12 protein-coding genes are annotated in these 11,915 nt (G+C 31.4%); 7 read left to right on the top strand and 5 right to left on the bottom strand.

Annotated elements, in window-relative coordinates; translation table 11 throughout:
• Positions 1–522 precede the first annotated feature (522 nt).
• Complete coding sequence (locus PQF96_RS10710; RefSeq protein WP_109434574.1) at positions 523–1,326, bottom strand: lysophospholipid acyltransferase family protein; 804 nt, start codon at positions 1,324–1,326, stop codon at positions 523–525.
• A 45-nt stretch (positions 1,327–1,371) separates the two neighbouring features.
• Complete coding sequence (locus PQF96_RS10705) at positions 1,372–1,971, bottom strand: NUDIX hydrolase (protein ID WP_271766069.1); 600 nt, start codon at positions 1,969–1,971, stop codon at positions 1,372–1,374.
• A gap of 38 nt (positions 1,972–2,009) precedes the next feature.
• On the opposite strand from PQF96_RS10705, the gene PQF96_RS10700 reads away from it, so the two are divergent.
• Positions 2,010–2,762, top strand: coding sequence for a peptidylprolyl isomerase (locus tag PQF96_RS10700; RefSeq protein WP_160114039.1), 753 nt, complete (start codon positions 2,010–2,012; stop codon positions 2,760–2,762).
• 47 nt (positions 2,763–2,809) lie between these two features.
• On the opposite strand, the gene PQF96_RS10695 is transcribed toward PQF96_RS10700, so the two are convergent.
• Positions 2,810–3,526, bottom strand: coding sequence for an RDD family protein (locus PQF96_RS10695; protein ID WP_109434572.1), 717 nt, complete (start codon positions 3,524–3,526; stop codon positions 2,810–2,812).
• A 37-nt stretch (positions 3,527–3,563) separates the two neighbouring features.
• On the opposite strand from PQF96_RS10695, the gene PQF96_RS10690 reads away from it, so the two are divergent.
• Genes PQF96_RS10690 through PQF96_RS10665 form a run of 6 tightly spaced genes read left to right on the top strand, consistent with a single transcriptional unit; the run spans position 3,564 to position 9,764 of the window.
• Positions 3,564–4,529: a stage II sporulation protein M gene (locus PQF96_RS10690; RefSeq protein WP_109434571.1), complete on the top strand. Its 966-nt coding sequence runs from the start codon at positions 3,564–3,566 to the stop codon at positions 4,527–4,529.
• Positions 4,519–5,391, top strand: coding sequence for a hypothetical protein (locus PQF96_RS10685; RefSeq protein ID WP_109434570.1), 873 nt, complete (start codon positions 4,519–4,521; stop codon positions 5,389–5,391). The genes PQF96_RS10690 and PQF96_RS10685 overlap by 11 nt, the downstream gene beginning before the upstream one ends.
• 1 nt (position 5,392) lies before the next feature.
• Positions 5,393–6,142, top strand: coding sequence for a DUF4129 domain-containing protein (locus PQF96_RS10680; RefSeq protein WP_109434569.1), 750 nt, complete (start codon positions 5,393–5,395; stop codon positions 6,140–6,142).
• Between the two features lie 4 nt (positions 6,143–6,146).
• Positions 6,147–7,358 (top strand): DUF4350 domain-containing protein, encoded by a 1,212-nt coding sequence (locus PQF96_RS10675; protein ID WP_271766068.1) that lies wholly within the window; start codon positions 6,147–6,149, stop codon positions 7,356–7,358.
• A 28-nt stretch (positions 7,359–7,386) separates the two neighbouring features.
• Positions 7,387–8,427 carry an AAA family ATPase gene (locus tag PQF96_RS10670; RefSeq protein ID WP_109434567.1) on the top strand — a complete coding sequence of 347 codons (1,041 nt, stop codon included), beginning with the start codon at positions 7,387–7,389 and terminating at the stop codon, positions 8,425–8,427.
• 5 nt (positions 8,428–8,432) lie between these two features.
• Positions 8,433–9,764, top strand: a complete 1,332-nt coding sequence (locus PQF96_RS10665) for a DUF58 domain-containing protein (protein ID WP_143915611.1) — start codon at positions 8,433–8,435, stop codon at positions 9,762–9,764.
• 199 nt (positions 9,765–9,963) lie between these two features.
• Here the strand turns inward: PQF96_RS10665 and PQF96_RS10660 are convergent, their stop codons facing one another.
• Both PQF96_RS10660 and PQF96_RS10655 read right to left on the bottom strand, forming a co-directional pair.
• The gene (locus PQF96_RS10660) at positions 9,964–10,158 is read right to left on the bottom strand and encodes a hypothetical protein (RefSeq protein WP_271766067.1); all 195 of its coding nucleotides are present in this window, start codon (positions 10,156–10,158) and stop codon (positions 9,964–9,966) included.
• A gap of 350 nt (positions 10,159–10,508) precedes the next feature.
• A complete protein-coding gene (locus PQF96_RS10655) occupies positions 10,509–11,915 on the bottom strand; it encodes a SusD/RagB family nutrient-binding outer membrane lipoprotein (protein ID WP_271766066.1) in 1,407 nt (468 codons plus the stop codon).

Below are 11,915 nucleotides of genomic sequence, written 5' to 3'. Positions count from 1 at the left end.
GTACTTATTCTCCCAAAAAAAAAGACGAATGACGAATCAAAAACGATGAATGTAGATTAAATTCTTTAAAAAATTAATCATACAACTATTATCTATAGTGCTTTTAGAATTTAAAAAAGGAAAGAGAGTTTCTTGTATAAGAAAGAATACAACATAGTCCATATTTTTTATAAAATAACTATGAATAAAATTATGAAGCCTCTTTTCAAAAAAATGAAAGAGGCTTTTTTTGTCCATTCCAAAATCAGATCATTAATCATCGATATGAAATTTGTGTTTACCTATGGATTGCATTTGAAGAAGATGCTGGAAGCTCTTTTAAAAATTTAACAACAGTTCGTAAGCTTAACCCTAGTCTTAAAAATATTCTTGAAAATTTCATAATACGTTTTTCTTTATATAACGTATGAATACTTTTGAGCCCTACCCTATCCTCTAAACTTTATCATTATAGAATAATGAAAAAAAGTTTAGCCATTACCGTATATAACTACAATGAGGCATATTTATTAAAACTATATTTTAATATTCCCATTTTCTTTTTTTATTCAATTCCTCTTCTGCCTCTAATTCTTCTTGAGGAATCACTTTTAGAAAAGAAGGGTGTTGTTCTATAGCAAATTCTAATTTACCTACAATATCATCTGTAGTGTCATTTTCATAATCGATATCCAGCGGTTCCTTGATAACCATTGACTGTAATATTCCACGCTTTTTAATTCGAATACCTTTTTTATCAAAAGATCTTCTAAATCCATCAATAACTATAGGAATGACAATAGGTTTATATTGTTTTATAATATGGGCAGTTCCTTTTCTAATAGGCTTAAACGGTTTTGTTGTTCCTTGTGGAAATGTAATTACCCATCCATCTTCTAAAGCTCGTGAGATATTAGTAATATCGCTCATTTTTACCTGACGATTAACATCTTTTCCTTTATCTCTCCAGGTACGTTCTACTGTTATCGCTCCAGCATATGCTAAAATCCTCGCTAACAGCCCAGCTCTCATTGTCTCTTTTGCCGCAACATAATAAAGATTCATTTTTGGTTGCCACAAGTATCCCACATTTTTAATCGAATCTGTACGTCCGCTTAAACTAGCATTAAATACATGAAACATTGCTACCACATCTGCAAAATAGGTTTGGTGATTAGAAACAAATAGAACACCATTATCTGGAAGGTCTTTAAAAACTTCACTTCCTTCTATTTGTAATTCATTAAAACCTCTATACCGTCTATGCGTTAGCCCTCCCATGATACGGATGAGCCATTTTTTTAGAAATAATATATGACCAAATGGATTTCTTTTAAATAATCCCATATGTTTTAGAAAACTCGTTGTATTAAGAACGTCAAATATACAAAATCATAAGACCATTGACTGCTTTATAGAGATTTTAAGCTCGCTAAGCATCATCGCTGTTGCACCCCAAACCACATAACCATTTAATTCAAAGGAAGGTACCTCTATATTTTTCGCATAAGATGTTGACAATTTTTGTGGGACCACGTTTCTTTCATCCAATAATTTTGATAATGGTACTTCTATGATTTTTGCCACCTCTTCTTCTTGTGCTACAAAGTCAGGACGTTTTTCTGTAAAACCTAAAAACGGATGCACCCAAAAATTAGATGGAGGAATATATACTTTTGTTAAAGTTTTAATGACTTTAACTGTATTTGTATTTACGCCTACTTCTTCCTGAGTTTCACGTAATGCAGTTTCTTTATAATTTAAATCATGTTGTTCTACTTTCCCTCCTGGTAATGCAATTTGTCCAGAATGTACTCCTTCATAATCTGGTCTTAATATCAAAACTATATGAGTAATCCCTTCCTTGGGATAAAAAAGCATCATAACCGCAGCATTTCGAGGATTTCTTTCTTCTATTTTAAGTTTATTTAATTCTTTTATTCGAAGATCAGGAGCCATAATAAAATGCGAAGATTCGCCCGGTACTGACATTTTCTTTATTTTTGGAATTAAATTTTTAAATGTTTCAAATGTCATTTACCAAATCAATTTTATGCTTTTGCGTAAGTATTATCTTATTCTCTAATTGTGAAGATACACATTCTAAAAAAAACAAGCAGAGTACAGAAAGAAATAAAGATACTATCAGGATAAAGGAAACAAAGAAGATAAATGAAGAAGTTTCTTCTAAGGTAAAAGCTGATATAGAAGAAAAAACCTCTAACGAAGAACCATTTAAACTTTCAAACAAAAACCTAAGAGAATTCATGAGTGCCTATGGTAAAGAGAATCCAGAAACTTTGGTTAACATAAAGACAACATACGGTGATATACATATAAAATTATATAAAGAGACTCCTATACATAGAGCAAACTTTATTTATCTGGTTAAACAAAAGTATTTTGATGAGACTTTTTTCTACCGTGTAGCCAAAGGGTTTGTTATTCAAGGAGGCAATAGTGATCGTCAACAAACCGCAAACAAACGTTTTGAAATTGGAGAATATACTATCCCCCAAGAGCCGGTAAAAGGCCTTAAACATGTTCGTGGTGCGGTTGCCCTATCCAAACAATGGGTGGATAACCCTTCTAATCGTTCTACACCTTATGAGTTTTTTATTGTAATTGCAAAGAAAGGGGCTGCTCATTTGGATGGAGAACACACTATTTTTGGAAAAGTTGTTAAAGGAATGAATGTAGCTGATAAAATATCTAATGTTCCTGTCGATGGAAGCGAATGGCCTAAAGAAAATATTTTTATAACAGCCGAAGTCATTCAATAAAACTTAAAAACCCCAATGTTATAAAATTGGTGTTCTATTGCTGTAAATTATAGTTTTTGCGTATAATAATTATAATCTGCTATTACCTTATCCACAAATTGTAATGGTTTCTCCTGAGGGGTCACATCCATCAAAGTACTTACTTTTTTTGAAAGTTCCAGAATGATATTATGATCTGCATTTCGTCTTGCATCGGTATAAATGGTTTTGATTTTTCGCATTTCTTCATCACTAAAAACTGTAACCTGTGGATATACCGCTACATAATCATCAGGGATATCAACGAGTATAGTCTCATGAAATTGCACCCTTTGTCGCTCACTAATTATGGTAGTCCCCGCAGCCATATCTCCTAAACGTTGCCCTTTTCCTCCCAATAAAATAGAGACTACCGCTATTCCTCCAAAAGCAAAAGAAATATCCAACAAACGAAGTAACCATCTAATTAAATAATTAGAAAAAGCAGGTCTCGACCCATCTAATTTTGCCACCTTTATTTTCATTGCTGCTTTACCTGGAGTCTTACCATCCCAAAATGTTTCCCACAATAAAAAATATAAAAAAACCGGCAAACTTAAAACTAACCAATATGTCCATTGATCTCCAGGATCCAATCCTAAAACCCCAAGAATAAATATAGTAACAATAAAATACCCTATAATAATTAAGAGATCAATAAGATATGCCAATATTCGCTCTCCGATTCCAGCAGCATTTTGCTGTATACTAACATTTTGAGCCGTTTCTATTTGAAAATTATCCATTAATTATGTTTCTTTGAACCTCTTAATTGATCGATACATGCGTGAGGCAGCTTTTGTGAAGCAAAATAAAGATAAATGGTTAAAATTTGAAAGTGTTCTGGTTAATAATACCCAAATAACTCCAGATGAGCTTTCTAATTTATATATTGAAATAACGGATCATCTTAGTTATGCACAAACATTTTACCCTAATAGTCAAACACTTAACTATCTAAATAGTTTAGCTTCAAGCGCACATCAAAAAATTTACAAAACAAAAAAGGAGAAAAAAAATAGGTTATACTCTTTTTGGGTCAAAGAATTTCCTTTAGAATTCTACAAATATCAAAAACAATTACTCATTACCTTTTTAATTTCTGTTCTATTTACTGCAATTGGGGTTTATTCATCTGCAACAGATGGCGCATTTGTAAGATCAATATTAGGCGACGGATATGTTAATATGACTTTAGAGAATATTGCTAACGATGATCCTATGGCCGTATACAAAAAAATGGAAGAAACCAATATGTTTCTTGGTATTACTATTAATAATATTAGAGTAGCCTTATTATGTTTTTCATTTGGTGTATTATGTGGTATTGGAACTATTTACATGCTGATGAGTAATTTTATTATGCTTGGTTCTTTTCAATACTTTTTTTATGACAAAGGATTGCTTTGGGAAAGCGCTCGTACCATTTGGATTCATGGAACTATTGAAATATCTGTAATTATAATAGCAGGTTGTGCTGGCTTGGTCGTCGGAAATTCAATTTTATTTCCAAAAACATATACTCGGTTAACTTCTTTTGTAAGAGGAGTAAAAGCAGGATTAAAAATTGTAATCAGTACAATTCCCTTTTTTATAATAGCAGGATTTTTAGAAGGTTTTGTTACAAGACACACAGAAATGCCAGATTGGCTGGCAATTATTATCATATCAGGATCTTTAGCTTTAATCCTGTTTTATTATGTTATATACCCCAGAATACTCTATAAAAAATTAGCAAATGAACAATAACTACATAGAATTTAAGAAAAAAAGAGAATTAGGAGACATTATCACAGATACCTTTGCCTTTATAAGACAAAATGGTAAACACTTGTTATCAATTTTACTAAAAACTTCGGTAATACCATTCGTATTACTTCTATTAGCATCTGCATATTACACCCATACTTATGCTAATGTATTTGACCCAGTAAGCCTATCACGAGGAGAGCTTTCGGATATGGGAATTTTATTGATTGCATTAGTTGCAATGTTTGCTATGTTATTAATTTTTTATGGTGCCCTTTTCGGTACTGTTTTGCACTACATAAAAAACTATATCGAAGGTAAAGGTGTTGTAAATTCTGAAACTGTAGTACAAGGAGTAAAAAATGATTTCGGTAAAATTATCGGATTAGGAGTTCTCTCTGGTTTAATTACTTTCTTCGGAACCTTATTATGTGTTTTCCCTGGTATATATTTATATGTTCCTATGAGTCTTGTTTTCTCCATATTAATATTTCGAAATTCTAGTGTTTCAGATGCTATAAGTGATAGCTTTAATCTGATAAAGAATGAATGGTGGATTACCTTTGCTACTCTTTTTATTGTTGGGATAGTGATATGGATTATAAGTATGGTATTTTCTATTCCTGCAGCCGTCTATTCGTATACAAGATTATTAACATCTGCCTCTGAAGGTTCTATGGTAGATCCTACGGCAATGATAGATTGGGTCTTTATTGCTCTAAATACGATATCATCTGCCGCACAATATGTATTATATATTATAACCGCAATTTCTACCGCATTTATTTATTTTAACCTGAACGAAATAAAACATGCTACAGGAGCTTTGGAACAAATAGATTCACTAGGTAACAACAAATAATTTGAAAATTCTTTATTGCTTTTTATTTTTCATCTCCTTTTCCTTATCTGCTAAGATTCAAGACAGCACGGTTACTTCTATAGCGCAGGAAATAGTATATGATCTTGATTCTCCCAAAGAAATCATAAAATTGGATGATCAAAAAATACAAGAATTTCAAAAGCAAGATGATTTCAACTATACAGAATACCAAGAACCCGATAATTGGTGGACTCGATTGAAAAAATGGTTTAACCAGCTTTGGAGAAAATTTAAATCCTGGTTTTTTGGGGTTGATGAAATTACAGGTTTTTGGGCAATCATATTTCAGCTACTACCATATTTATTAATTATTGGTATATTATTTTTATTAGGTTGGTTATTCATGAAAGTGAATCCCGGTGATATGCTTTTAGAAAAACAAATCCCCCCTCAAGTGGAGCTTACAGAGGATGAAGACATTATTCAAAATAAAGATATTCAACAATTGATTAATCAAGCATTACAAAATAATAATTACAGATTAGCTATTCGGTATTACTATCTATTTGTTTTAAAAAAATTATCTGATTTAGAATTGATCACATGGGAAGCTCAAAAAACAAATACCGATTATACCAAAGAAATATCGAATGATATCATAAAAAAGCAATTTAAATCCATAACCAAATTATATGATTTTACCTGGTATGGTAGTTTTGAGGTCAATGAAAAATCATATCTGCAAGCAGAAAAAGAGTTTAAATCTATAACCAATAGCATACAATCTTAATTTGATGACAAAAGGATCCAAAATATTTATCATCATCATTATAGGGCTTATTGCATTCTTAACGTACATGGAAGCTAGTGAACCAGCTCCCATTAATTGGTTTCCTAGTTATTCTAAAACAGATAAAATTCCTTTAGGTACTTTTGTTTCCTATAATTTAATTAAAGAAGCATTTGATAACAAGGGGCTTAAAGACATTAATCAGCCGCCTTATGAGTTTCTTACAGATAATGATAGCATAACCGGAACTTACTTCTTTATTAATGGTTCTGTAGGTTTTGATAAAAGTGAGCTGGATAAAATATTAAGTTGGGTAGGAAAAGGAAATACTTTATTCATTTCTTCAAAAAATATTGGGTATACACTATTAGATACTCTTAATATAGACACTGATAATTTGTTAGCTCTTGATGATATTAATACCAAACCTCTTGTTGCATTAACCAATACCAATCTAAAAAATGAAATTCCATTTTTATACGATCGAGATATTAGCAACCCTTATTTTAGTGAAATAGATACCATAAACACAACGGTTTTAGGTGTTTCTCAATTATACAATGACACCTTAGTCATAAAAGATCCAGAAATCAATTATATCAGACAATCCTTTGGGAATGGTCATATTTTGCTTCATACTTTTCCCGAAGCATTTGGAAATTATTTTATGCTAAAAGAAAATAATTATCAATACACTCAAAATCTTCTGGCGTATATCAATCCTAAACAACAAATCCTCTGGGATAACTATTATAAATCTGGAAAAACATTTTATACCTCTCCACTTTTCTTTCTTTTAAACAATCGCTATCTTAAATGGGCATATTATTTTGTCATCATTGGAGTAGTATTGTTTATTCTTTTTGAAGGCAAACGAAAACAGAGAAGTATTCCTATAATTACACCGCTAAAAAATCAAACTTTATCTTTTACAAGGACTATTAGCGGTATGTACTTTGAAAAAGAAAAGCATAAAGAAATAGCAACAAAACAAAATCTATTATTTTTGGATTACGTGCGTAATACATTAAGAATACCAACAGATACTTTGGATGAAAAAACCTTAACAGATATTGCCGCTAGAAGTAGTAATACTATGGAAGAAACCAAAAACTTATTCAAATATTTTGAAGAAATAAATAGAAAACCAAAGATAGAGAAAGATGAATTAATAGCGCTATATGAATTGATTACCAAATTCAAAAGTAAATCTTAATCATCACTTCTCTTTTAAAGTATTATATATGGAAAACGAAGAAATCACAAACGATACAAATTCAGAACAGACTTCACCTATAGCATCATCTGAGCAAGATTTAAACTTTCAGAACAGAATTGATCTCAGTGAATTACAACAAGTAGTAGAAAAATTAAGAGCCGAGCTTGCCAAAGTTATTGTCGGCCAACAAGATTTTATCGAATTATTGATTGTTTCCTTGTTAGCCAATGGTCATGTTTTAATAGAAGGAGTACCTGGAATTGCTAAAACGATTACAGCCAAATTATTTGCTAAGACACTAAAAACTGAATTTAATCGTATTCAGTTTACCCCTGATCTTATGCCAAGTGATGTATTAGGGACTTCTGTTCTTAATATGAAAACCAGTGATTTCGAATTTAAAAAAGGACCTATTTTTTCAAATATGGTACTCATTGATGAAATCAACCGTGCTCCTGCCAAAACTCAAGCAGCTTTATTTGAGGTTATGGAAGAACGACAGGTAACTATAGATGGTACACGATATCCTATGGATCCTCCATTTATGGTATTAGCAACACAAAACCCTGTAGAACAAGAAGGGACCTATGCATTACCAGAAGCACAATTGGATCGGTTTTTATTTAAGATTAAAGTCGATTATCCTACATTGGAAGAAGAAGTAAATATCTTAAAAACACATCATGAGAGAAAAGCCACAAAACCCTTAGAGTTAGTTAATACCATCTTAACTCCACAAAAACTAATAGAGTTTAAGGCAAAAACTCAAGAAGTAATTATAGAAGAAAAGATTCTAGGGTATATTGCAGAAATCGTAACCAAAACCAGAACACATCCGCATTTATATTTAGGTGGATCACCAAGAGCATCTATAGCAGTGATGAATGCTTCTAAAGCTTTTGCAGCAATTAACGGAAGAGACTTTGTGACACCAGAAGATATTAAAAAATCTCTTTTCCCAGTATTACGTCATCGTATTATCTTATCACCAGAACGTGAGATGGAAGGAATGACTACTGAAAATGTTATCGAAATGATCTTACAATCTGTTGAAATACCACGTTAGTTTTGATCAAGTTCTTGAAATCATTATATTTTAGTTTCAGAGTATTTTATACACTAGCATTCCTATCGATTCTTTTTTTAATATCGTATTGGTTTAATGAGTTGTATCCGATTGCCTGGCTTTTAGTATGGGGATTTACAATTATCGTTTTATTTGACGTTATTGTTCTTTACAATACAAAAAAGGGTATTGAAGCTAATAGAATTTTACCTGATAAATTTTCGAATAGTGATTTTAATGCCATTCCTGTTCGCATAAAAAGTAATTACCAATTTACCACAACTGTCGAGATCATTGATGAGATACCTGTTCAATTTCAGAAACGTGATTTCCTTAAGACCGTTAGAATACCTGTTAAATCTATTTTTGATTTTGAATATGCTCTGCGTCCTGTACAACGTGGAGAATATATTTTTGGAAACTTATATATATATGCAATGACCAGGATAGGTTTTGTAAAACGGCGTTATAGTTTTGACAAATCGGCTATGGTAAAAGTATATCCTTCTTTTATTCAAATGAAAAAATATGATTTCTTAGCCATTGATAACAAATTAACTCAGATTGGTCTTAAGAAAATTCGTCGTATTGGTCATACCATGGAATTTGAACAAATTAAAGAATATGTAGTTGGGGATGATGTGCGTACCATAAACTGGAAAGCAACAGCAAAGCATGGAAATTTAATGATTAATCAGTTTCAGGATGAGAAATCTCAACCTATCTATTCTGTAATCGATGCCAGTCGTGTTATGAAAATGCCTTTTAATGAATTGAGCTTATTAGATTATGCCGTAAATAGTACCTTAGCTTTTTCTAATATCGCGCTCAAAAAACATGACAAAGTAGGCATGTTATCGTTTTCTAATACCGTAAATAATTTTTTACCGGATAGCGGAAAAAAAACATACATTAATGCCATATCTGAAACTTTATATAATGTGAAAACTCAGTTTTTAGATTCTGATTTCGGATTATTATATGCTCATATAAAGCGGCAAATTAACCATAGAAGTTTACTGTTATTATATACTAATTTTGAGCATATTTCCTCATTAAAAAGACAACTACCTTATCTTCAAGCCTTAGCTAAGAAGCATTTATTAGTTGTGATTCTCTTTCAAAATACAGAGTTAGATCATTTAATTCATCAAAAAGCAGAAAACACGCAAACCATATATGATCAAACTATAGCCCAGCAGTTTGCCTATGATAAAAAAGTAATGGTAAAAGAGCTACAAAAGCACGGTATCCAAACGATACTTACCACTCCCGAAAACCTCACCGTAAATACTATTAACAAATACCTGGAGATTAAAGCCAGAGGGTTGTTATAGTTTGATTAACAATTTCTTAAGCACATAGCATTATTGGATTTAACATGTACACCTAAATTACCAGGTTAGCAACAAGTTACACACTGAATATTTAAGTTTTATTTTTTAGATATATAAAAAAATATATTAAAAAAATAAAGCATATGCTCTTTTAAGAGGAAAGAAAAAGCGAACTTTCATTCGCTTTAAAAAAAATTTACTAAAAGTTACAGGCGGGATGTGTTTCTAAAACACATAAATCATTACAACAAATATGATCAGGTATTCCACAAAGAAAAGCATGAGGTAGACACACTCCATATGTATCACCATCCAAAGATCCTCCTTTAATGTCTTTTTGAACTGATTTGTTTAAAAATTGAATTCCATTAATGTTTGAAATGTTCTTTAACATAATTCTAGGTTTAAGAGTTAAACTAATACATTTTAAGAGACATAAATGTTTACGTCTTTAATTCTAAATTAATTTACCAAATAATATATCACAAATAGTTAACAAAAAGTTACTTAACAATTCATTATATCAAAAAGACTAAAACTTAACTTTTCTTTTTATTAAATGTTTTGGATCTGTATTAATAAATCATTGTCATAATAAGTTTATTTAAAAAAATTCTTTATAGCTGCTCTTAAAAACATAAAAAAATCACAATTTCAAATCAAATTAAAAATGCTCCCGGTTTCCCTGGGAGCATTTTAGATAATTGGAATTACATAAAGTAATTATTTAAACTCAATCAATTCTTACCACCACCAGGATGAAGCATTAATATTATCTCCACCCATAGCTGCAGAAGCTTGCTCATAGTTACTTGCATTTACAGATTGTTCTAAACTTGGATATCTTAATCGTACAGGAACCATATCATTATTAAGATTTCCTGATCCCGCCTGAATAAAAGATGGTTTACCGGTCCTTTTCCAATCAAACCAGGGTTCTACTCCGGTATGATAAAGTGCTAACCATTTTTGTTCATATAATCTATCTGTACTATTATCATATGGCACTGTAGTCGTAAGAAAATCAGTAGGTATGGTTACTTCCCATTGATCAAAAGATGACTGTACAGCAATATCGTAGTAATCCTTAGCTACACCTGCAGAGATCATATTCTTTTCTTTAGCCTCTGCCAAAATAAAATTCAACTCACTATATGTCATAAATATTCCCTGGATGCTCTCTGCTTCTTCAAAAAACTCAACCGCTTTTCTACTAAAATCTGCGGGACGTCCTATTTCTCCAAGTGGTTGTCCTGGTATTATTCCCAGTGTTCGATCGTCGGTTCCCTCCTTCGGACTTATCCATAAATTTAAACGAGGGTCATTATTAGCATCTAGCAATCCCAAAAAGTGAGCTGTTGGTATACGTAAAAAGTATTCATAATCTCTTCCTCCTCCTGCTTGAGATACATTAGATACATCTGGGACAACTCCGCTATACTTATATATAGCATTATCATCATTTGAAGTAAATACAGGGTATCTATCTGGGTTATTTATGATATTATTCATACCTGAGCTTACATTTTGTACTCCAGATATTCTCATTAGCAAGCGTAAACGTAAAGAATTTGCAAACTTTTTCCATTTACCTAAATCCCCATTGTACATAATATCACCCTTAATTGTTTCTGTAATATTAGCAATAGTATTCGCTTCTTCTAACTTTGAGAATATAGCTGTATAAATATCTTCTTGTTTATCATAGACAGGAGTAGTGATACCTTCAATTGTTCTATTAGCTTCTGTCATAGGCGCATCACCATATGCATCTGTGATAACACTATAAATATATGCTTCTAGAATTAAAGCAATTGCTTTATAATTTTCATTATTATTATCTTCAGCAATTGCTTTTAAATCATTAATATCTTGCAATATACTATACATTGGAGACCAGAATCTATCGTCTGCCTGCCAACGATATATATCAATATCATTAAATTCATAATTCCCTGTATATTGTCCTATAACATCCCCAAAACCATAAGTTTGATTCACTGTAATATTTGATAAATCAAACAAAACTGTTGGTAATAATAAGCTTTCACTTGCTGTTACCGGATCATTTGGATTGGTATTCAACTCTTCGAACTGATCTGTACAAGCTCCTAAAATAATCAGAGTTAATAAATAAACTATTTTTTTCAT

It is taken from the genome of Aquimarina algiphila, assembly GCF_947494415.1.
Lineage (GTDB): Bacteria > Bacteroidota > Bacteroidia > Flavobacteriales > Flavobacteriaceae > Aquimarina > Aquimarina algiphila.
This window is presented reverse-complemented; position numbering and strand designations above follow the sequence as displayed.

Bases quoted from the DNA above. Each gene is read 5' to 3' on its own strand.
- PQF96_RS10710 (WP_109434574.1), bottom strand. From the start codon at position 1,326: ATGGGATTATTTAAAAGAAATCCATTTGGTCATATATTATTTCTAAAA.
- PQF96_RS10705 (WP_271766069.1), bottom strand. From the start codon at position 1,971: ATGTCAGTACCGGGCGAATCTTCGCATTTTATTATGGCTCCTGATCTT.
- PQF96_RS10700 (WP_160114039.1), top strand. From the start codon at position 2,010: ATGTCATTTACCAAATCAATTTTATGCTTTTGCGTAAGTATTATCTTA.
- PQF96_RS10695 (WP_109434572.1), bottom strand. From the start codon at position 3,526: ATGGATAATTTTCAAATAGAAACGGCTCAAAATGTTAGTATACAGCAA.
- PQF96_RS10690 (WP_109434571.1), top strand. From the start codon at position 3,564: ATGCGTGAGGCAGCTTTTGTGAAGCAAAATAAAGATAAATGGTTAAAA.
- PQF96_RS10685 (WP_109434570.1), top strand. From the start codon at position 4,519: ATGAACAATAACTACATAGAATTTAAGAAAAAAAGAGAATTAGGAGAC.
- PQF96_RS10675 (WP_271766068.1), top strand. From the start codon at position 6,147: ATGACAAAAGGATCCAAAATATTTATCATCATCATTATAGGGCTTATT.
- PQF96_RS10670 (WP_109434567.1), top strand. From the start codon at position 7,387: ATGGAAAACGAAGAAATCACAAACGATACAAATTCAGAACAGACTTCA.
- PQF96_RS10660 (WP_271766067.1), bottom strand. From the start codon at position 10,158: ATGTTAAAGAACATTTCAAACATTAATGGAATTCAATTTTTAAACAAA.
- PQF96_RS10655 (WP_271766066.1), bottom strand. From the start codon at position 11,915: ATGAAAAAAATAGTTTATTTATTAACTCTGATTATTTTAGGAGCTTGT.